Raw genomic sequence first — 23,741 nt, 5'->3', positions numbered from 1 at the left:
CCGGTAGCGATCGATGGCGGTTGATGTACCCGGCGCCCTGATGTGGCTGCTGGAAGCGGTAGCCGGATCGGACTACCCCGAGGGCGACGAGGACGGCGTCTGGGGGGTAGCCGACGATTGGCGTACCGCCGCGGCCGACCTGCGCCAGGTACTCGGCGACATCGACGACGCCATCGCCGCGGTTAACACCGCGTATCCCGAGGGCGAAGCCCGCCGGCGCATGGTCGAGGACCTGCAGCTCTATCGCGACGGCGAACAGTCACTGGAAAAGCTGGCCCAGGACTTCGAGACCATCGCGCAAAGCGCCGACGACCTCGGGACGGAACTCGAATACGCCAAGCTGATGGTGATCACGTCGCTGGCTCTGCTGGCCGCCGAGATCGCCGCGTTCTGGCTGTTCCCGCCCACCGCGCCCGCCGCCACCGCCGTGGCCATGGGCTTCACCCGGGTCGCCATCCGGATGCTCGCGCAGCGCGTGATGAACAAGATCATCGAGCTGGCCGGCAAGCTGATCACCAAGAAACTCGCCAACTTCCTGGTCCGGCACGTCGCCATCGACACCGTCATCGGCACCGGGCAGGACCTCGGCATCCAGGCCTATCAGGTGGACGCGGGCCGCCGGAAGAACATCGACTGGGACCAGGTCAAGATGACCGCGGTCAGCTCCGCGGTCGGCGCGGGCGTCGCCAGCCCGATCGGCGACAAGCTCGGAAAGTTCCTCAATACTCCCCGCGGCGACCGGGACGCCCCGATGTTCAACCCCACTGTGAACGCGGCGATCACCGGCAGCACAGCGGGTTTGGTCGGCGGCATCGCCGGTTTCGGCGGCAGCCTCGGATACCAGATGGTGCAGGCGGCGCACCAGGACGACGGATCCTGGAACTGGGGCAAGGCGTGGGAGGACACCAAGAAGAACGCCTCCGAGCAGTTCGACTGGCGGATGCTCAGCGCGGGCGCGTCCAACGGAGCGCTCTCCGGTGTGAGCCGCAGCCTCGCGGACCGCAGCTGGCAGAACCGGCACCCCGATCTGTACCAACCCGCGGGACCGCGGATCGGGTACCAGGGACCGAACACCGCCCCGGCGAACGCGCTGGCCGACGGGTATGGGGGCACCGGGCCCGCTGGTTCCACGAATTCTCCTGCCGCAGGGGATAGTTCGGCGAACAACCGGTCATCCAGCAGCCCCGCCGGTGACCGCATGGGCGTTCGTCCGCAAGCGGGCGCGGAGGAGTCGTCCCGCATTCTCTCGGGTGGCTTGCAGGATGGTGATCCGACTCCCGGCGCCGGTACCGAACCGTCGAGTGTTGATGTCGCGGATGCGGTTGGCGCCGATGCGCCCGACAGTCGGGCGGGGATCGCGCCAACTGATCCGGGCCAAGCACCGGCGGGAATGCCCGAAGCCGGGCCGCAGGCGGGGGCCGCACACGAGGCGGTGAATCAACCGGCGGTTGGGGAGACAGGGGTTGGCGGGGATATTCCCGTGACTCCGGAACAGGGTGCGGTACCGGGTGATTCGCCCAATTCGGATACTGGCTCGAATCAGCCCGGGGGCCCGACCGCGTCCGATCCGGGCTCGAATCAGCTCGGGGATACCACGTCATCTGCGGACGCTGCTCAAAAGCAGGGCGTGGGCGCTGATTCCGGTGCTCTGAACCAGTCTGCGGGCGAGGTGGGCGCTGATTCCGGTGCTCAGAAGCAGCCAGAGGGGACGGCCGACGCTGACTTCGGCGCGTCGGCCGGGCATCCTGAAGCCGCGAGCCAGACACCGAGCGTCGGCGACGCGACCACTGAGCCCGTGGACGGTGGCAATTCGACCCGTCCCGCTGCGGCGGAGGTGCCGCCCGCCCACTCCGAGGCGTCGCTCGCTCCCGCCGCCGCGGAAGCGCCACCCGCAGCCGATAGCGTCGAGCCGGATGCCGCGCCCGAACCGCAGGCCGAACCCGCTGCTGCGCAGGCGGATCCGGCCGCAAGCGCTTCGAACCAGCGGCCGGAAAATGCTTCGCCGCAGCAGGATTCGAAGAACGACCCGGGCACCAGCGCGGAACACCGGGCACCCGTTGTCGGCGAAACGTCCTCGTCTCGATCGTTGGCACAGGAGTCCGTGCCACAAAGCACCACCGGCACACCAGACGCGGTACAGGTCAACGGGACTCAGATAGCGGACTCGAGTACCACGGCATATGGGGATTCGCCCACGGCGGCAGTGACCCCCGCTAACCCAGGATCCGATCCCCGCACTGGTTCGGAGTCCCGGCCCGACGTTCGGAGCACACCTCGCAACGGTGCGCCCATCGCCGGTGAGACCCGTTCCCGTACCGATGCGCCGGCCACTGCCGAAACACATCGTCCCGCGACGAATGCGTCTCCGCAGGCAGCAGAAGCCGAAACCCATCGCACCGCGACGGAGTCGTCGAAGACATCCGAACCGCGCACGGCACCTTCGGCAACCGACCGCGCCGCTGACCAGCGCTCCGCCGCCAATCCACCGCAGAATCCCGAAATGCGCTCCCGCGCGGCCGAATCCGGTAGCAGGCCATGGCAACCCGACGGCGAAACAGGCTTGCGGGCAGCACGCACCACAGACGAGCAGGTCCGCCCGGAACGGCTCGGTACCGCGGCGGATGACTTGGCCTCGCGGCAAACGGATGTCGCTCCGCAGCGAGAGTCCGAAGTTTCTTCATCCCGTCCCGAGACCCATACATCCGAGTCCCGCCCCGCACCACTGCGTGGTGAACGGTCGGATATGGGTGCAACTCCCGGGAGTGATACCGGCCCGAGTCAGCGACCCGGTAGTGCTGTACCGCAACGTGGTACCGACGCCGAGGCACTGCGCCCGGATAGCGATTCCGGCGCTCCTCGCTCCGCGCCGCTGCGTGGTGAGCAAGCGCCTGCGGTGCGGCCGGACGACACGGACGGCATCCGCTCGGGTCGTGTTCAGCCGGATAGTGCTGTACCTCAGCGGAATGGCGTCGAGCCCGGCGTTCGGCCCGATCCGGAGGCGGTGGAGCCGCGTTCGGCTCCCGCGCACGGCGAACAGGTGTTCACGCGCCCCGGGTCGGCGGATTCGGAGTCGGCGCAGGTACGACCGGATAGCAGTGTGCCGCAGCGGGATACTGCTCAGCCAGGTGCCGCACAGGATCGAAGTGATGCGGCGACGACGCGCCCCGCGGACCGGACGCAGAGCCCGGCGGCGCGGGATCCGCAGGCCCCGCACCGCCCGTGGGCGCCGGATTCCGCGCCGGCCCGTTCGGGCGATGCGGAAGCGTCGCGTACTCGGCCGGTCGGTGATGAGGTGCGGCCGACGGGCACCGATGCGCGGCGGGATGGCGAGGTGCCGCCGGTCGGGCTGCCGCCTGTCAATGGCGCTGGGGAACAGCAACATCCGCGCAGCACGACGCGACCCGAGGCGAACTCCCCTGAGCGGGCACGGGACCTGGGTGATGGCGACCAGGCGCGGAACTCGAACCGGCCGGAAGCTGGTCCGCAGCGCAATCGCGGTCGCTGTGCCGAGTTGGCGTTGCGGCTGATCCAGAGCATGACCGGCAGTTCGGCGATCCGTCCGCCGGACGGGCCGGTCGGCCTGGATGGCATGTCCGCTGCCGAGGTGCAGGCGGCCGCCGGTGGACAGCTGCGCTCGTTCGCTGATCACGACGCGATCGCGCGACAGCTGCTCGCTATGCCGGAAGGGTCTTCAGCGCTGGTCGTCGACGAATACACCGGCGCCCGTGACGAACACGGTGTCGGCGCGCACGCGTACGTGCTGGTGCACGAGAACGGCGCCATCGTTGTGCGTGATCCGGGCGCCGAGCGCGTGGAGAGTTTCCCGCCGACGCTGCCACGCGACGTGCGGGGCACCTACGCCATCCTCTTCGATGCCGCGGGCAATCCGCTGCACCCCGCGGGCCCCGACACCCCCGTACATTTCGGCGGCGACCGGACCCACGACGAGGACGAGGCGCGCATCGGCGAGACGGACCGCCGACGGCAACCGCGACTCAACCCGATTCAGGAACCTGAGTTGGACCCCGCCGCGACCCGATCGGACAGGACCGCGCCGGAGTCGACCGTGCCGGGTGGGCTCGCCTCGGAGTCGACCCGGTCGGATGGGCTCGCGTCGGAGTCGACCGTGCCGGATGGGCTCGCCTCGGAGTCGACCGTGCCGGACGGACTTGCGTCGGACGGGCTCCTGCCGGAGCAAACCCCGTCGCCCGACTCATCGCGGTCCGATGACGCTGCTCTACTGGCCGATGACGACGCCTTGCCCACCGGACCGCTCGATCGCGATACCGCGCGCGCCCTGGAGATTCTGCAACGCACGGAAACCGGTCGCGAGGCGCTGGCGGCGCTTCGGGCGGCGCAGGCCGCGGTGCGGGTCGAGTTCGGCGAAACACCTGGGGAACGGGATGCGTTCGATCCGCGCCGGATGGACGTTGTCGTCGACGGGCGGGACCGGAGCGAGCCGGCGCAGGCGAGTGCGATCGTGCGGGCCGCCGTCATCGCGGAGGCGGTGCTGGCCGGGCGGGCGGGACTGAACCCCGCCGTGATTCGTGCCACCGAGCGATCGGAATACGTTGCGGCACAACTTCGTATCGCTGCGGAGGCGCTGGGAAGGCAGGCCGAGTTCGCCCGGGAGCTGGACGCGTTCGGCTATTCCGAGGCGCCGCGATCAGGGCACGATATTGCCGATACGCCCTACACCCAGGCCATGCACGAGCAGTATCTCGCCGCATATGACGCCGCGGTTGGTGCCGCCCGGACCGGTGACCCGGCTCCGACCCCGCGCCAGCTCCAGCGGATCGGCCGCGAAGCGGGTATCGACGCGCTGCTCTCCGGTGAGTTGCTCGATTCGCCGTCGTATCCCAGCGGCGGTCCGAGCCTGCGTGACCGGCACGGTGCGGAGTGGGACGCGCAACGAAGCCATGCTGTTCCCGAGAATAGTTATGTCCCAACGAGTTCCGAGGTCGCCGCAGCGGTGTCGCGCCTGGTGCGGGCGGAGCTGGCACTGGATCGACGGATCGGCCGGGTCGCGAGCGAGTGGGAACGTGCGGTGCGCAGCCTCGTGCCTTCCGATCCGGCGATCATCCCTAGCGATCATGCGCTCCTCGATCGAAGCCGGGAAACGTTGCGCGACAACGTCTTCCGGCATTTCAGCGATACCGCGAACCGTCCGGAGCTGGCGTCCCGACTTCAGGCGTTGACCGAACTGACGGATCGGCAGGCCGAGCTCACCGCGCAACGGGACCGGATCCGCACCGAGATCGCGACACGGGCCGGGCAGGACATGCTCGACGCCGAAGTCCGAGCCGGTGAAGGCCGCTGGGTGACCGACCAGGTCGCGCTGATCCCGGGCCAGCCACCGCGAGTGCTCGTAATCGATTCCGGTACAACGGATACGGTGCCGCGAACCGCCGCGGCGGCGGACCCCGAGCTAGCACGGGCGCTGCGATCCGGTGCCGCGCAGACCGAGCTGGTGCGCGTCCGCGCCGACGATTCGGGCGTGGTCCACCTCGACCGGAACCGAGTCCCGCTGCGTCTCCCGAGTGCGGACGCACCGAATCATGTTGTGGCGCCGCGAACTCCGGATGCCCCGGCGGGCCCGGACGTGCCACGCCAGAGCCTGGCCGACCAGGCGTCCGCCGCGCGAGACCGGGTGGCGGATGTGCTGGACCAGCACGACTTGGGGCGCTGGGCCGCCGACGTGCTGAACCGGCGCGGCGTGCAGGTCCGCTACCGTCTGGATGTACCGACCACGGTGTACGGGGGTCGGCAACTGCTCGGTGCCGACGCGCTCTACGATCCCGCCTCGAATTCTGTCGCCCTGCCATTGCACGGCACCCCCGAGGCCAACGCGGCGAGGCTGATCCATGCCGCCTACCTCGCCGAACAGTCCGGCGCTGCCGAGGGTCCGCCGGAACGGTTGGCGTTGCCGCGCGCGGAATTCGTCGATCTGATGCTCGATCGGGAGGCCGAGGCGCACGCGCGGGAGTTCGAATTCGAGCGACGGCGCCGGGCGGAACTGGAAAGAGAGGCGCAATACTCCGGACAGCCACCGAAATTCGAGGTCGGGCCTGAGGGCGCGCTCAGCCGGCGCGATCGGCTGGCCGAGGTCTTCGTCGACGCCTTCGACCAGGCCAAGAAGACCGCTACGAAGGCGTACAGCGAGAACCGCTATGTCTACGAGAATATGCGGGACGCGGCCGCCTATCGCGCCGCGGTGCGGGCGGTTCGGGCTGAGCTGCTGCGATCGGGGCCGGAAATCGACGGTCTCGACTACGCGGCGCATTACGGCGCGGAATGGGATCGGGCGCACGGCATTCGGCCGGTCGGCGGCGAGGAGCCGCGGGTACGCGCCACCGACACTCCCGCGCTGCGCGACCAGCGCAGCCGGCATTACGCCGCTGAGATAGAAATGCTTCGGCTGCTGCGTGATTCGGGCCGATTCGTCCCGGTCGGCCCGGCCGAGCAGGCGTACGCCGACGCCTACGACCGCGCCTACCGCAAAGCTGAACGCGCTTTCGCCGCAGCCCCCGAGACCGCCGTGCGTCCGGAACACGCGGGACGCGAGGCGGGGGTCCGGGCGCTCCGCAAGTACATCGACAAGGTGGGCTTGCCGGCAGCCGAAGTGGTTTTCGATGTCGCGCGTCACGGCGGTGACAATCAGGACAGCTATCGCCCATGGGTCGTGGAACCGGCGCCGAGCGCACCACCGCGTCCGGACGCCGAATTGCGGCCTGCCGCAGTCCATTCCGACTTTGTGCGGCGCGGTCTCACCGACGCGCTGCGGGAACAGCCGGGTGCGGAGGAACTCGGCGACAACACGGCCGTTCACCGAGACAAGAAGATCCTCCTGGTGGCGGCCGAACCGGGCGGCCACATGGACGCGTTGCGCGCGCTGGCGGCGCGGCGGCCCGAGTTCGCCGACGTGCTGTGGGACGGCAGCCACCGCGTCGACTATCTGGAGGTGCGGCCCGGCCCCGGCGGGCGACCGGAGGGAACCTGGATTCCGCGCAACATCGCGGAGGGCCCGTTCCGTGCGGCCGACTACTACGAAGCACACGGTGAGCTGCTCAAACACTATCTACGCTTCCGCGCCGAGGGCCGTACGGATCTCGGCTTCGACAAGTGGCTGCGCCAGCTCGGCCCCGACGCCTTCTACGGTTCCGACGAGCGACCAACCATGCGTGGGCGGTTGCGCCGGGATGTCGTTCGCCTCGGTTTCGAGCAGTTCCGAAGCGATCCGACGCTGCCGGAGACACATCCGGCGGCGGTCGCGCACCGGTTGCGGACCAGACAGGTGCCGCTGCCGAACCATCCGAGCGAGCTGCATGTCCTGCGCTACCGGGACCCGGCGGCGGCCGATGCCGTCGAGGCCGCCGAATCGGCACAGTCGCGGTTCCGCCAGCACTACGTGTTGTCGCCGGTGGAATTGCCTGGGCAGACTTTCAATATCTGGTTGCAGTCCGACGGTGCCGGGGGATGGCGAGTGCCACCGCCGACCGGCGAGGGCAAGGTGTCCGATGAGCTGGCGCGGCAGTTCGAAGGTCTGGCGGACAGCAACGAGAAGCGGCTGATCGAGCGAATCCGCCGCATGCTGCTGGATGGTGCCGCGGACCTGACTGACCGCAGCGGACCGAAAGGCCGATTGCGACGGCTGGCTGACCGGCTGCCGTTCGGTTCGAGCCGGGAAGGTGCCGCCGAGGTCCGGCCGATCGACCGGTCGCGCGCTACCGACGGCCCGCTCGACTATCCCGAATTCATGGGCGGCCGAGAAGATTCCGCGGATCCGCCGACGGAGTCGCGTCGGCCCGCGGCACCGGACCCGATCGATGACCAATGGTCGAATCTGACCCCGGAGCAGGTCGGCGCGCGACTATCCGAGGTGACCGGCCTGCCGGTCTTCGGGTTCGACCTGCCGAATCTCGACCCGGACACCGTGCGGGACTTCGCGCGCGGTGTGGTCGCGATGCGCGAAACCTACCGGCATGTGGATCTGCGCAGCGTCGGCATCGGGCCGTTGGACGGCGATCCGTTCGCGCAGGCGCAGCCGCGCACCGACCGTGCCGCCGGGAAGATCCACACCGAATCGATCACGCTCAACTATCGTTTCGCCTCGGATCCGGCCTACTTCCGGGAACGGTTGCAGTTGCGGGTGGATCAGGGGCGCTTCCATCCGAGCATCCTGGCCCGGCCCGGATACGGTGCCTTCCTGCACGAATTCGGTCATGCCGTGGACTACGCGGGCGGCCGGTCCGTGCACGAGGCGGTCGAGGACGCGCTGCTGCGGTATTACCTGAACAGCAGACCGTCCGCGACCATCGCCGGATACGAAACCTGGCTGCGTCAGCTCAGCGGTTACAGCTTCGACGGCGACATGCTGAACGTGAAAGAAGCGCTGGCCGAAGCGTTCTTCGACGTGGAGCACAATGGCGCGCGCGCCAGCGAGCCCGCGGAGGTCATCCACAAGCTGTTGACCGAGGCGGCCGAGCAGGCCACCCGGGGCGAGCAGGCCGGACTCGATCGCCCGGATCGGCTCGGGGATGCCGAGGAACCGGCCCCGGATCCCAATGCCGGTGGGGGAGCGAAGAAGCCGCCGAATCAGCCGCCGCCGACGGCTGCTGAACCGCCGGATCCGAGCGACCCCGCCGCGAAGGGTTCACCTCCGCCGCCGGCCGGCCGAGCACGTCCGCACACCGTGGAAGTCGAGGGCGAGCAGATCCCGGTTCGTCTGGTCGACGACGGCGCGGGCGGTTGGCGAGTCGAGGCGCCCGAGACGCGACCCGAAGCTCCCGCACCTGACGGCAGCCGCGCACTGCCGACCCCGGAGGCGCCTGCCACGCCGGAGCGTCGCCCGAATGCGCTGCGCCGCTTGTGGACTCAACTGCGCGACGGATTCGTCGCGCACACACCGAAATACCCGTCCGGCTCCGGTTTCGACAGCGCCGGGCAGTCGGTGGTCGCCCACGAGGCGAACCTGCCCGTGGTCAAGCACACGCCGGAAGGCGATGTGCTGCAGACGAAGTTCAATCCGGCACGCATCCTCAAAGAGGGCGTGACGATGTGGCAGAGCCGGGAGCTCATTCCGTTCCTGAAGAAGCTGACCAGTCGCATTCCGGACCAGGCCGGCGATGCGCGGCCCGCGCGCACCCGCAACGGCGAGGAGTACCGGCCCTGGCTGGATGAGGCCGATCCGGAACTGGTGCGCCGCGAACTCGGTGTCGATCTCGACGATCTGCGCCGGCAGGCCGAGACCGAGCAGCCGAAGGCACCCGAAGCTTCGACACCGGAACCGGTCCGGTATCAACCGAATCCGAACGCCACGGGCCGGTTCGGTGAGCTGGCCCACAACCTCGCCGACGCGGCGAACCACCGGGCGGATGTTGCCGCGGACCTGATCGCCGCCGTCCGTGCCCTCGGCGGCGACCTCGGCCCCGAGGTGACGCCGGACACCGTGCGGCAGGCTTTCGAGGCTCTGCGGTACCAGCAGGCCCGCCGCATCGGCGCGCTCGCCGGACTCGCCGAGGCCGCCGCCCGCTACGACGCCGAGAACCGCCGCATCCCCTACAGCGATCAGGTCAGCTTCTTCGACGCGGACCCGATGACCCGATTCCTGACCGAGGTCATCCGCGCCAACGATCGCCCCACCACCCTGCTGGATTGGGAGGGCGTCAACAACGGTGGCGAACCCGGCCGGGACTGGGGCGATCTCAGCTACACCGATCAGCCGGGCCGTGACGAAGGCAACCCGTCCTACTTCGAGAATGCGTTGCGGCGCGATCAGATTCGCGACGAGCGAGCCGTGTGGGCGCAGCTGCTCGGGATCGATCTCGGGGCGCTCGACGCGCATCCGCGGCACGCGTTGGCGGAGGTGATCGACCACATTCGTGCGCACGCACGAGGTCTGGAGGACGTCCAGCAGCAGGTGCGGACCTTCCTGCGCGCGGATGCCGAAGTCGCCGAAATCACCGGCGACCTGGCGGATCTGGGGCTGCGCGCCTCCGTCGAATCCGACGGCGGATTCCTGCTCCCGGGTGTCGATGGCATCGGAATTCTGCCGGGAGAGGCCGGGCAGAAGCCCAGACTGCTGGTCTACGACGGAAACCTGGACCACGAGCGAGTTCTGGCGGACGCGCTGCGTGACCATCCCGACCTCGCGCAGGCGGTGAACGACGGCCTGGTGGATGTGGTGCACCGGGTCGCGCACGTCGAGCCGGACGGAACCATTCGCCTCATCGACAGCGAACCCGTTGCGGTGCAGCATGTTCGGCAGCAGGTAGACGGGCGCACGCTGGACGTGACGCTGGTGCGGGAAGGTGATGGCACCTGGCGGCCGGTCTTCGACACCCCGTCCACCGACGCTACGCAGCGCCCCGTAAATCTGCCGGATGGGCTGTCCCGCAGTGAAGTAGAGACCGCACGGCGGGGTCTCGCGCAGCGGCTCGGCATTCCGGAAACCGAACTCGGCGACCCCGACGCGCTCGCCGAGCGGATGGAACAGCTGCGCGCGGAGAACGCGATCCGCGCGGCACAGATCGAAGCCATCATCGATTACGGCCGCACCGCCTGGGACATCGACGATTTCCACGCCCACGACGACGCCCGCTCCCAACTGGCACACCGCCTCGGGATGCATCCGGATCAGCTCACCCCCGAGCGAGTGGCGCGCGCCCTGGTCGACGACGGACTCGGCAAGGCGCGCAGGCATCAGGCGGTCGAGGACCTCGTCGAATACGCGAACCTGCTGCGGGGCACCGATTCCGCCGTAGTGGACGCCGCCCGCGACCGCCTCGCCGAACGCCTCGGAGTCGGCACCCGCCGCGGCCGGTTCCCGAAAGACTTGTACCCCCGGAACTACAAGAACGCCGAAAAGAAGTATCTACCCGACACTTCCGGCTTGGACCCGAAACGGCTGCACAAGGCCATCTCCAAGCTCGCCGCCAAGGAGAGCGAGCGCACAAATCTGATCAACGCGCTCGCCGAGTACTACCGAACCATCAATCGGCTGGACCGTTTCGACCCGGTCGGCCGGGGACAGCAAGCCGTCGACCCACGCGTCACCGATATCGAATTCCCGGTGCACGACAAGGCGATCGCGCACCTACTCGACGTCGTCGGCAATCTCGACATCCTCACCGACGCCATCGACAACGCCGACATCCTGGACCGCTTCGGCATTCTCGGTCAGCACACCGGCCCCGCCCCGGAACCCCGCGCCAACCCCGACTTCACCCGCACCGTCGGCGTCGAACTCCCCGATCCGGTACGACCCGGCGACACCCCCGAGGAGGCCGTTGCGAAGGCCGAACGGTGGGCGAAGGTCTATGAGGTCTACCGCGACGGCAAGATCGACCAGAAGGAACGCCTCACACCGGACCAACTGGCCGAGGTCCAAGCCGAACTCCGAGACGAAACCCAGCAGCGCGCAAGCGATCTCGACCTACTCCAAGAACTGAACCGCCGTGCCGACGAACTCGAAGCGGAGGCACAGCGTCCGGCCCGAATCGCGCAACTACTGGCGGAGCAGGCTGCCGCCGTAGCGGAGCGGGAGGCGGCCCGCACTGCAATGGACGTGGCGACCTCGCAGTTCCGGCAGAACCCGGGGGAGCGGGAAGCGGCGGACCTCGGGGCGGCAGCCAGGCGGTACACCGATGCTGAGGCGGAAGTGGCGCGTGTGGAGGCGGAGTTGGCCGCGACCCGGCCGGATGAGCCGCCGGAGGCGCCGCCGGTCGGTGGGGTGCGGCCGGGGCCGGGTGAGCCGGGGTCCGGTGGGTCGGGTCGGCGTGAGCCGGGTGGGTCCAGGCCCGGTGGGACGGGCCGGTCTGAGCCTGGTGAGCGTGGTACCGGTGAGAGGGCCCGGTCCGAGCCAAGTGTCAGTGGCGCGGGTCGGCGTGAGCCGGGTGAATCCGAGTCCAGCGGGGTTGTCCGGTCCGCGCCCGAGGAGCCTGGCACTGGTGGGGTGGTGCGGCCGGAACCCACTGAGCAGGGCTCTGGTGGTGCGGTGCGGCCCGAGCCAAATCAGCCCGGGCCCGGTGGGGTGGGTCGGCGTGAGCCCGGGTCCGCCGGGACGGGCCGGTCTGAGCCCGGTGAGCGTGGTATCGGTGAGATCGGCCGGTCCGAGCCGGGCGAGTCCGGTAAAGGCGGTGTTGTCCGGTCTGATCCAACGGAGCCTGGTGCCGCTGAGATGGGTCGGCATGAGCCCGGGTCCGGTGGGGTGGTGCGGCCCCAGCCCGAGGAGCGTGGTCCCGGCGGGACGAGTCGGCGCGAACCTGCTGAGAAACAGGCCGCTGACCCCAGTACGGCGACCAAGTCGGCGCGCCAGGATAACTCGCAGGCGGGCGCGGTCCAGCCCAACGCTGACCGGCCCGAACTCGCGGGTGGCGGCGACGGTGGGCGGAAGCCGCCCGCCGACCCACCGCTCGCACCGGAACCCGGTGACTCCGGCGACCGGCCGGACGCGGATCTCGCGCGCCGCGTGACAAACCGTCTGGCTGCCGAGAACGTCGCAGCAGTCCGGGAATTGGATGCGGCGCGGACGGTCCGCGACGAGGCGATGGCCGGTCTCCCGGTCCGCGAGAGCGACCTGACCGAGGATGCGCTGCCTGCGACGATCCGGCGTCTGGCGACCGAAATGCCGGACCAGGCATCGCGTATCGCGGCCCTGCGCGACGCCGCAGTTCGGTTCAACCGGGCCGAAGCCGAGCTCGAGGTGCTCGACGGGGCAGTTGCCAAGGCGATGGAACGCGAAGCCTTGGCCGAAGAAGGTGCCGTCCGCATCGACGACACCGTCGGCGTCGTGTCCGGTGACCCGCCGCGCATCGTGGTCGTCGGCTGGAACCCGCCAGGCGACGTCCGCGCCCAGCTCGCTGCCGACTACCCCCAACTACGGCCTCTCCTGTCCCGGCCCGAGGTCCTCGTCCGGCACATCGAAATCGCCTACACAGCCGACGGCCGAATAACCAACCTGCACACCGACTTCGGCCCAGAAGGCAAACGCCCTGGCCCCGACGAAGCCGAGGCGGCGTTCGAAGCAATGCGCCAGCGCGCGGAAACGCGGGCACAGGAGGCGCTGGACGCGGTTCAGCATCGAGCCGACGAGGCACGGCAGTCCCAGGACACTGATTTCGATCAGCGGATGCGGCAGCTGGAGGAGTCGCTGGCCGAGCAAGAGCGCCGTATGGCGGACTTGGACGCGGCACTTCCGGGCGAGCCGAGCGTCCGAGATCCGCAGGCCGCAGCGGACTTTGAGGCTTTGCGTCGGCAGACGGAGCAGGGTTTCAACGCGGCGATGGATGCGGTTCGCCATCATGTGGAGGACGCGCGGCGGGCGCTCGATGAGGTGCAAGGGTCTCGGGAGAGCGATTTCGATCGGCGGATGCGGCAGCTCGAGGAGTCGCTGGTCGAGCAAGAGCGTCGGATGGCGGACCTGGATGCGGCACTCTTGGGCCAGCCGGGGGCGGACCTGAATGCTGTATTGCCAGGGCAACCGGGGGCGGACCTGAATGCGGCACTCCCAGGACAACCGGAACTGCGAGATCCGCAGGCTGCGGCGGATTTTGATGCCTTGCGTCGGCAGACGGAACAGGGTTTCAACGCGGCAATGGATGCGGTCCGCCAGCATGTGGAGGACGCGCGGCGGGCGCTCGACGAGGTACAGGCCCGTTCTGACGGGGCTCCCGATTCGGAACGGCGGCGTCAATTCGACGAGCAGACGCAGCAATTCGATCAGGCGATGGTCGAACATGAGCGTCGACTCGCGGAACTGGCACGGGCTGCGCGCGATTCCAGCGACTTCCAGACGCGGTTGCGCCAGTTCGATGCCGAGATGGCTGAGCACCAACGACGCTTCCAAGAGTTGCAACAGTCGATGGCCGGTCTGCAATCGGACGGCGATCTCGATGCTCGGATGCGCCGATTCGATCAGGCGATGGCTGAGCACCAACGTGTGTTCGCGGAATTGCAGCGCTCGCTGGGCGAGCCGGAAGCACGGCCGCAGCCCACCGAACCGCCGCACGAAGGTGACGTGCGGGTATGGCCGCCGGAAGACGACGGAGATGCGACACCTCCTGCCCCGAGGCCGAAGCCGTCGGGCTCCGATCCGGGTGGTATGGGCGCGGCAGCGCGTCCAGAACCGGGAACTGAGGATGGTGTTCGGCCAGATGCGAAAAGTGCGGCTGGCCGTCCCGAGCCGGGAGCCGGGGCTGGTGTTCAGTCGGATGTGAACAGTGGGCCGGACCGTTCGGGCGCTGGGGATGGTGTTCGGCCGGATGTGAAGAGTGGTCCGCGTTCGGAGCCGGGCGCTAGGGATGGTGTTCAGTCGGATGTGAAGAGTGGTCCGCGTTCGGAGCCGGGCGCTGGCGATGGTGTTCAGTCGGGTGCGAAGAGTGGTCCGGGCCGTTCGGGCGCTGGCGATGGTGTTCGGCCGGACCCGAAGAGCGGTCCACGTCCCGAGCCAGCAGCCGAGGATGGTGCTCAGTCGGATGCCAAGAGCAGTCCGCTTCGCCCGGAACCGGCAGCCGAGGGAGGCGTCGTTCCCGAATCGAAGGGAGCATCACTCCCTCCAGGAGCTGTTGCGAGCGAAGGGCTTCCGCTCCCGGCTGACCCCGCAAGCCCGCCTTCCGCAACGCCTCACGTCCGTCCGGAAGACCTCACACCCGAAGCGCGCGCGGAACTGGAACGTCTGCGCGCCGAGCGCGCCGAGGCAGTGTCTCAACGCGAGGAACTGCGTGACATCCGCCGTGTCGCGGCAGAACTGCTCGCCGAAGCACCGCCCGGCGGCCCCGAAGCCGACGCGCTCGCCCGCGCCACCGAACGCTTCGATGCCGCCGAAGCCGAAGTCACCCGCCTCGACGCGGAGATCGCTGAGCAGGAACTCGCCGGCACCCCGGAAGCTGTCTACCAGGAGCTGATGCGCCAGCGTGCCCGTCTGGCCGCCGAGCGGGAATTCTGGCGTGCGAAGCGGGATGACCGGTTCTCCCGGTTCAGTGATATCCCGCTGCCAGTGCGCAGCCCGGACCAGGCGCTCAACGACGCGAACCTCGCGACCACGTTGCAGGCGCTGGACAACGGCATCGTGCGCACCCGCGACATCGGCGGTATCGGTGAGGAAAGCGCCACGCGGGCACCGGAACTGGTGGGTCCGGAGGAAATCGCGCGTCGGCGCGAACAGATCTTCAACTTGCAGGATGCCGCACAGCGGTTCATCGACGCCGATTCCGCGCTCATCGATATCGACCGCCGTATCGCCGCCCTCGGCCGGGTAGGTGTCGCCGAACCGATACTGTCGCAACAGGTTCAGGCGGAGATCGACCAGCTGGCACAGGAACGTGCCCGCGCCGTCCTCGAAGCCAAGCCCTGGCGACTCATGCGCACCGATCTCGCCAACCGTTTGCAGGTCGACGAAAACTTGCTGGGGCCAGCCGATCTGGACGACGCACTGCGCGAGGTGGCGAACCGGACAGTCCGTGCCGACGAGGTCGAAGAACGCATCCGGACCATCGAACTCCTGCACGAAGCCGCGACTCGGGTGCACGAGGCCGAACAGCTCGTGCACCGAATCCAGGGCCGGATGGCCGAATTGACGGGTGCGGGCCGCGACCTGCTGCATGAGGCCGGGGCGCGACCGATCGTCACCGATGATTCGGTACCTCCACGCGTCGGACTTGTCGACGGTCCGAATCCACGCATCCTCGTGGTCGCCCCGATCGGCCCGCCCGGCCACCCGCGGATCGACCACGATGCCGCCCTGGCCGCCGCGATCCGCACGGATTCCGCTGTGGCACACGCGATGACGCGCCGCGAGACGCGCGTCGAATACCGCTGGATCGTGGCCGAACGGGACATTCCGGTGCGAGCCGAGGCGATGGAAGGGCCGCGTCGCCGATTCACGCACTTCCCTGCGATCGCCGGACGGCCGCCGATGGATCTGGTGCACTGGCACGACGGCGCGGGCGAAGTGCACACCATCGATCCGCGCGTCGGACACGCCGACCGCGGTGGCCCGACTGTGCCGAAAACATTTGAGCCACGCGACCTTCCGGAAGGCGTCAGTGGCTGGGGCATGGCACCCGTCGTAGGTGCCATCACCGACCCGTTCATCGACAACGGGCCCGGCGTCAACGAGGCGTTCCTCCCCGCCATCCCCGGCGGCGATCCGATCAGCAACGGCATGGACACCTACGCCTTGCCGTTCAACGACCTGCTCTATCACATACTGCGGCTCACGCTGGAGCCCGCGAAACTGTCCGGCTTCACCTGGTTCAACGACAAGGACCATCCGGGCCGGATCTCACCCGGGTTCAAGAAGCATCCGTGGTTCCGGCCGCCGATTCGCGATGTGCAGCCGATGGCGCAGGAATACAACCTGCCCACCCGTGTCCCCGACAACGGGGAACTGGGGGAGTTGTACCAACAGCGCCAGCGCGAAGAGCAAGCGGCGTGGCGGGAAGTTCAGGAGTGGACCAACGGCAAATACCAGCGGTTCCTCGCTGACGACAGCGATATCGACACCATTCACCGAAATCTCGACGACCACCCGCTGGCGCAGGGCGCCGCGCGCGCGGTGCGGGCCGCCGTCCTCGTCGACGTCATCGCGAACATTCTGGACGACCACATCGCCGGCCTCGCCGAGAAAACGCACCGCAGCCCCGACGACCCAGGCCCCGACCTCAGCGGTGCCATCGACGCCATCACCGGCCACCTGCACCACGAACGCCCCGGCGACGCCGCCCGCTTGGTCAACGACATCGCCGATGCCCTGACCACCCTGCGCCCCAACCGCGGCGACATCGCCCGCGCCGTCGCCGAACGCCTCGACAACACGATCCCGGCATTCAGTCGCGAAGAGATCGAACGCATCAAGAACCACCTGATGCGCGACCAGCACCTGCGCGTCGACCCCCGCGACAGCGCCCCCCGCTACATGACCCTGGACCCTGTCGCCGACATCGCCGAAGCCTGGAACCGCCTCATCGCCGGCGGCGACAACATCCTGCCCGCCGACATCCTCCTGCTCCAAGACGCCCTCGCCGAAACCAACTTCCTCCACGCCCACCCCTTCGCCACCGCCTGGCGCGACGCCAACCAATACGCCATCCGCATCGGCTTCGACTGGGACGCCGTCCGCCCACCCCTCACCGAATGGCGCAAGGGCATCAAATACGCCCCCGCCCCCTTCGGCCCCGACAGCCCCCTACCCCCACGCCCGCACACCGACCCCGACGACCCCGACGCCCTCCCACCCGGCCCCCGCCCCCAACTCCCACCCAACCCCCAGGGCCCAGGCAACCACGCCCTCCCATCGCTGTCCCCGGACAACACCACGACCCAACCTCTCCCGCCGATCGGTTCGGAAGAGCCGACCGTCGAGCTGCCGCGTCGGGAGTCTCCGGAAGGTGGTGCTGCCCGGGTTGTTTCGGATTCCGGCGAGTCCGTAGATCCGACTGTTGAATTGCCGTCTGCGCCGTTCACGGAAAGCGCTGGTGTTCCGCGTGTTCCACGCCCTGGATCGGAGGACCAGACCGTAGAGCTGCCGCGTCCGGAGTCTCCGGAAGGCGGTGTCACCCCGGCTCCCGCGCATTCGGCAGAGTCCGAAAGTCCGACTGTTGAGCTGCCGCCCGTGCCGTCCACCGAAGGTGCTGGTGTGCAGCAGCCACGTCCGGTTGGTTCGGCGGAGTCGGCTGTCGAGTTGCCGGCTTCGTCGTCTCCAGATCTCGTTGCACCGCAGCCTTATCCACGTCCAGCTACGTCGGAAGACCCAGCTGTCGAGCTGGTCAGTCCGGATTCGCCGGAAGACGGTGTCACCCGGACTCCGGCGCATTCCGCAGAGTCCGAAAGTCCGACGATTGAGCTGCCGCCCGCGCCGTCCACCGAAGGTGCTGGTGTCCAGCCTCATCGAAGCCCGGATGGATCGGGAGTTCCGGCTGTCGAATCGCCGCCTCCGCCGTCCCAGCAGGGTTCTGCTGCCGAGCCGCGCCCGGTGGCATCTCACGATCAGACTATCCAGTTGCCGACTCCGCCATCCGCTGACAGCGCCTTCACCGACGCTCCCTCGCGTCCACTCGGTTCGGAAGGCTCGACTGTCGAGCTACCGACTCCGCCTTCCTCCCACGATGCCACCCGCTCGTTGCCGCATCCGGTCAACCCGGAACGCGCCGCTGTCGAGCCGTTGCCTGCGCAGTCCGCGGACAATGCCGTCGCCCGCCCGGCTGGCTCCGAAGCCCCGACCGTCGAGTTGCCCCAGCCGGCGTCCTCCGGTCGCCCGGCCCGAGCTCTTCCACGTCACGTCGGTGCGGAGGAACCAATAGGAGAGCTGGCACCGTCTTCTCCGGAAGACTCAGTCAGCCAGCCGCGCCCAGGCTCACGTCCTGACGCACGGCAGTCTGAGCAGCGGCCGATCGGTGACACGACCGCACGACGCGGCGATAGTCCGACTGCTGCGGTACGTGATTCGGCTGCTCACATGGTAGGTGAATTGCCGGGGTCCGATGGTCCTCGACACGTCGGCTTCGCCGACGAGCAGTCGGCTGGGGAGACCCGGGGGGCTAGCGAAGCGCGGACTTCCGCGCCAGTGGTGCGCAATTCGGAGCCGAATACAACTCGAGTCGACAACGTCACCCCCGACCAGGCACGGGCAAAGGCCAAGCCGGAATCGGACGCCGACCGTCCGGAAACCGATCCTGAGGCATTGTCACCGAAGCCGGCGCAAGTGAACGATGGGGGCCTGCAGTCGAACTCGGCGCGAGTGGACGATGGGGGCCTGCAGTCGAACCCGGCGCGAGTGGACGATGGGGGCCAGCAGTCGAACCCGGCGCGAGTGAACAATGGGGGCCAGCAGTCGAACCCCGCTCAAGCGAGTGATGCAGGCGCGCAGTCGAACTCGGCGCAGCCCGCGCGGACGGCAGAGTCTGCTGGCCCACGTGTTCCGGGCGACGACGTCCGCCCAGCCGTGGTCGACGAACAGATCTCCGCACAGCCGAATCGTTCGGTGTCGCAGACTCCAGAGTCGGATCGTGCGCGCTCGGAGCAGGCAGCGCCGGAAGACTCTCGCCCCCAGCCGGACCGGGAGCAGCCGACTCCGCGTTTCGACGACGAATGGTCTCGCATCGACGACCGCGCCGAGATCGCACGCACACTCCAGGAGCGGTACGGCTTCGACTTCGACGGCTTCGACCTCGACGGCATCGACATCGATACCGCCCGCGAAGCCGCCCGCGCTCTGGACGAAAAGCTCTCGAAGTTCCCTGAAATCGAGTTGCAGAACTTCGCTTTCGGACCGCTACGAGGCCCGCGCGCCGATGCTCAAATCCTCGGCGAAACCACCCCCGGCGTCGGTTTCCCGGGCGGCCCGCGCGCTCGTGGCCGCGGCTTCTACCTCAACACCCGCTGGATCACCATCAACCAGCGCTACGCCACCGACCCAGTTGCCCGCGCCGATTTCGCGGAAGATTCACTACGCGACGACTATTGGTCCAACGGCGCAGACCGGATCATCTACTCCGCCATTGTCCACGAACTCGGCCACGCCCTCGACCTGGCCGGCCAGCGCTACGCCGAGCATCGCGCCATGGACGCCCTACGCGAGCACTACGCCGCCACCCGACCCCACGTCGACCCGGCCGAATTCCGCACTTGGCTCCGCCAACTCAGCGGCTACAGCTTCGACAGGAACGGCCATTTCGACATCGCCGAAGCCCTCGGCGACGCCTTCCTCGACGTAGAACGCAACGGCCCCAACGCCTCCGAGCCCGCCCAGGTCCTACACCGCGTCCTCCTCGAAGAAGCCCGCAACACCACCAAACGCCCCTACCTGGACCCACCCCCCAACATCGACCTCGACACCATCACCTTCGACCCCGACTTCATCGCCGCCGCCCGCAACCCCACCCCGGAAGCCCCAGAACCTACCCCCGAACCCACGAAAAAGCCGCTACGCCAACGCATCGCGGAGCGCTTCAGTCGAGGTCCGGTCCGGCCGGACGAACCCACCAGCCATCAAGAACTTCCGCCCTCGGCTCCCGTTGCGCCTGCGTCCCCGCGGACGACACCTGCTGAAGTGGGGGTCTCGCCTCGTCCAGTTGGTGATCAGGATCGCGCGTTGTCGGCTGCTGTTTCGCCTGTGTCTCCGCGCACGGCATCTGCTGAAGGTGCGGATTCGCCTCGGCCGGCTGGTGATCAGGACCGCGCCCCATCGGCTCCGATGCCGCCTACCTCTCCGCCGCAGACCCCGCATACCGGAGCAGCCGAGTCGCCCCGTCCGACTGGCCGACAGGCGCCCGCCCCGTCCGCCGTCACCGTCCCACCCGTGTCTCCGCCGGACACCGCGCCTTCCGAAGCGTCGGTGTTGCCGCGCCAGACCGGTCATCAGGAACCCACGCCGCCCGTTTCCGTGGCCCCCGTTTCACCGATGCCCGCGCCCCCCACTTCGCCGCAGCACGCCACCTCCACTACTTCTGGACCTCGTGCAGTCGAAAGTGACGCTGCTGCAACAGCACCGGGCACCGGCGTCCCGAGTGATCCGTCGGACACGCAGTCGCCGAAGGTGGGCACCGAAAGCGGTGCCCATAACGAGGGTGCATCGCGTCCGCAAGCCACCCCGCCCCACGGCCCTACGGAGTCGATTCCGTTCGCCCCTGTGCCACCTGCCCCCGCGCACGCTGGAGAGGCGGTCTCCCCCCGCCCAACCGGCCATCAGGAACCGACACAACCGGACCCTGTAGCGCCTACATCGGTCCCTGCGTCGCCCGCCTCACAACAGCCAACCGCGCCCTCCCGGGCCACCGGACCAGCCGAAAGCCCCGCTGTTGCAGCGACTCCAGCCGAAAGCCCCGCTGCTGCAGCGACTCCAGCCGAAAGCCCCGCTGCTGCAGCGATTCCGGTCGAGGATGCCGCTGCTGCAGCGACTCCAGCCGAAAACCGCATTGCTGCAGCGCTTCCAGTGGAGAATCCCGCTGCTGCAGCGATAGCCGAGGATGCCGCTGCTGCAGCGATAGCCGAGAATGCTGTTGCTGCAGTGATAGCCGAGAATGCTGTTGCTGCAGTGACTCCAGCCGAGAATGCCGCTGCTGCAGCGGAACCACGCGCTGACAGCCGGAATGATCCGTCGATCGCGCAGCCGCCGGAGCAAGGCGCCACGGAGCCTTCGCCGAACGAGGGCGCGTCACGTTCGCAAGCCGCCCAACCCCATCCGGCGAGCGGTCATTCGGAGCCGCCTGTGCCGCCCGCGTCTTCACCGCGCACCGCGTCTTCCGAAGCGGTCTCGCCGCGAGCGCCCGAACATCAGGAGTCGACACCACTTCCCGGGCCACCGACATCGGTCCCTGCGCTGCCCGACTCGCCGCTGCCCAGCGCGCCCTCGCACGGAAATGTTCCACAGGCAGACGAAAATGCTTCTGCAGCAGGGCGTCCCACACGGCCGGTCCCGGAACTTTCCGCATCGCCGCCCCCTGTGCCACCTGTGACGCCGCCACGCACAGTGCCATCCGAAACGGGGGAGTCTCCTCATCCGACCGGCCAGTTCGAGGAGTCCGCGCAGCCGGGTCCTGCGTCGCCCAATTCTTCACCGCGCGCCCCCTCCTCCGATGTGGCTGCTCCGCCTTGTTCTGCCGGTCACTCCGGGGAGCCCACGGGGGCGGTACCTATACGTCCCGCATCACCACAGCCCCCTGCAACCGCTGCCGATCCGCATGCTGAAAGCGACTCTGGCACAGACGGATCCATTGCCGAGGGGTTGAGTGAAACCTCGGTCACTGAGCAGCCGCAGCACGGCCCCGTGGCTTCTGCCTCGGACGAGAATGCCCCACGTTCGCAGGCGACCCCGCCCAGTTCCGCAGCTTCGCCGCAGCTGGACCGGGGCGGTGAGGAATCGGAGCAGCCTGGACGTTCGCAGGAGGGTGCGCAAGCGCCGCAACCTGATACGGCCCAGCCTGGCCTGGATGCCGACGGAGATGGCGCGGAGGGTGTCCCCGGTCGGGATGACACCAGTTCCGGAGTCGGAGACCCCGCCGGAACCCCCAGCGGTCGCGATGAAGGTGCATCTGCCGGTGACCGCGACGGAGCCGGTGAGCAGCCGCCAAGGTCCGGCGGAGATTCCCCGGGTGAGCCTAGGCGTACGCCTGCTTCCGGTGGGAATACGCGTTCGCACATCCCGCACCCGCCCAAGGAATATGACCTCGACGCCCCTGATATCGAGGTTCATGAGGCTGTCCCCGCTCAGCCGTACCCCGTACCGCCCGTAAAACCCCCGGTTCCGCCGAAGCCGCCGGTCCCACCCAAGCCCCCGGTCCCACCCAAGCCCCCGGTCCCACCCAAGCCCCCGGTGCCGCAGCCCCCGGTCCCACCGACACCGGAACTGCCCAAGCCCGGGCCGCCGAAACCGGAACCACCCAAGCCGCCGGTCCCACCCAGGCCCCCGGTGCCGCAGCCCCCGGTCTCACCGACACCAGAGCCGCCCGTTCCACCGAAACCGGAACTGCCTAAGCCTGAGCCGCCCAAACCCGAGCCGCCGAATCCGGAACCGCCGAATCCGGAACCGCCGAAACCGGTTCCGCCCGCACCCGAGCCACCGAAGCCGGTTCCGCCCGCACCCGAGCCGCCGAAGCCGGTTCCGCCTAAACCGGAACCGCCGAAACCGGAGCCACCAAGTCCGGAGCCGCCGAAGCCGGTTCCGCCTAAACCGGAACCGCCGAAACCGGAGCCACCAAGTCCGGAGCCGCCTAAACCGCAGCCGCCTAAACCGCAGCCGCCGAATCCGGAGCCACCAAGTCCGGAGCCGCCGAAGCCGGTTCCGCCTAAACCGGAGCCACCGAAACCGGAGCCACCCAACCCGGGACCCCCGACCCCACCACAACTCCCGGAATGGCCGTGTCCTCCGACACCTCCAGCGCCCACGGCACCACCGCCATGGCCGGTCCCACCCAGCGACCCGTCGGTACCCACGCGTCCGCCGAATTGGCCTGTACCACCCGGCGGTTCGCCATCACCCATGCCTCCATCCGGTTGGCCACTGCCACCCGGAGACCCGGTGGCCCCCGACACCTCGACACCGGAACCGCCGCATCCATGGCGTCCGATGGCCGGCGACAATGGGGTGGCTGACGGGTCAGGCAACCAATTGCCGATTCACGGGGATCCAAGCCACCCGCTGAATGGCAATGGCCGCAACGGCATTGGCGACGCGCCGGCGGGTCAGGCTGCCCCGCCACCGCCCCCGGTCAATGCGATCCCGCCGATCCCCCCAGCACCTGCGGCTCCACCCCGCGCGTCGCACGCGTTCCCGCGCATGTCCGCCTACGGCAACGGCCGCCCACCCGCCGACGACGGAAGCCGCACCACCGGCCTTGTCGTACGCTCGCATGCCGGCGTCGGCGAGTTCGCGGAATTCGATCCACGCACCGGCGCTTTACGCGTTGACACCCCCGGCGTCGGCGCGGTGGCCGGTCTCTACGGCAACATCGGTGATGTGCCGGTGGTCTTCTATCGTGACGGCGGCCGCCTGCTCATTCGGGTGGCGGAGCGCCTGATCGATCTCGACGCCGAGCAGGTCGGCGTCTACTGGCAGCACATCGGCGACGGGACCACTCGCTTCACCCTCACGGCCTCGAGCAGCGTCATCTGCGACGTCTACTACCGGGCCGTCCTCCCCGATCTCGATTTCGGCCTCCTGGTCCGCGACGTCCTCACCGACCCTGCCCGCCGCACCCGCATTTTCACCGCCTGACCCGTCCCGCACAATCACCTGACAGTGAGGA

General features: G+C 68.8%; 1 protein-coding gene. It reads left to right on the top strand.

Going from position 1 to position 23,741, the window contains the following annotated elements; genetic code table 11:
* The first annotated feature begins 13 nt into the window (after positions 1-13).
* Positions 14-23,710 (top strand): WXG100-like domain-containing protein, encoded by a 23,697-nt coding sequence (locus BJ987_RS01615; RefSeq protein WP_209884003.1) that lies wholly within the window; start codon positions 14-16, stop codon positions 23,708-23,710.
* Positions 23,711-23,741: the final 31 nt, after the last annotated feature.

This window comes from Nocardia goodfellowii, from assembly GCF_017875645.1.
Taxonomy (GTDB): Bacteria; Actinomycetota; Actinomycetes; order Mycobacteriales; family Mycobacteriaceae; genus Nocardia; species Nocardia goodfellowii.
This window is presented reverse-complemented; position numbering and strand designations above follow the sequence as displayed.

Coding starts and splice junctions, on each gene's coding strand:
- BJ987_RS01615 (WP_209884003.1), top strand. CDS start 14: ATGGCGGTTGATGTACCCGGCGCCCTGATGTGGCTGCTGGAAGCGGTA.